This is a genomic window from Leptospira ainazelensis, from assembly GCF_016918785.1.
GTDB classification, from domain to species: domain Bacteria; phylum Spirochaetota; class Leptospiria; order Leptospirales; family Leptospiraceae; genus Leptospira; species Leptospira ainazelensis.
Genome location: NZ_JAFFPT010000076.1, coordinates 1 through 654, shown reverse-complemented (window position 1 = coordinate 654; position 654 = coordinate 1). Strand labels below are relative to the sequence as shown.

At 33.6% G+C, this 654-nt stretch carries 1 protein-coding gene; it reads right to left on the bottom strand.

What is annotated here, in order from left to right:
- Positions 1-100: 100 nt before the first annotated feature.
- A partial coding sequence (locus JWG44_RS18470; protein ID WP_205276480.1) for an HNH endonuclease occupies positions 101-654 on the bottom strand: 554 nt, incomplete at its 5' end.

Below are 654 nucleotides of genomic sequence, written 5' to 3'. Positions count from 1 at the left end.
CAATGTGGCTTTAGCCCGAAGTGAGCGCGAGCGGGAACCGTGAGTCGCGAACGGAGTGAGAAGCCGAAGTTAGCCGACGTTTGATAGTCGAAGAGTCTATTTATTCAATTGTCTTCTTAAATTTCGAAAGACCTGATAAATTTAAGTTTATTCTTAAGTCCGAATTTGATTCCTCAATGTAATCGATATGATTTTTGTCAGTTAAGACTTGGTGTACTAATTTTCGATCAATGCCAAGACTTAACAAATACCCTTCTCTATCTCTGTTCCAATAATCCCAATTAAATTGAAATTCGAAAATTTCTTTTTCTTTAATTAATAGTAATTGAAGTTCTTTTAATTCTTTTGCTGAATAGAATTTTTCTGGTGGTAAATCCCATTTTTGACCGTTGCATTTTTTGCAAAGAGCTACTATATTACCTGGTACCAAATGCCCGCCCAAAGACATAGGAATATGATGATCTATAACTAAAGAGTTTTCTGTTTTGCATTTAAAACATAGATTTTCAAAACAGTTAAAAAATTTCTGCTTATAATGATTGATAATTACCCGCAACCTATATCGTTTAAAAAGTTCTGTTTTTTCTTTACGTCTTTGCCCTTTATAAAATTCCTGACTCTTTCCTGGAATAAATTCAGGCGGCATTAACTCAT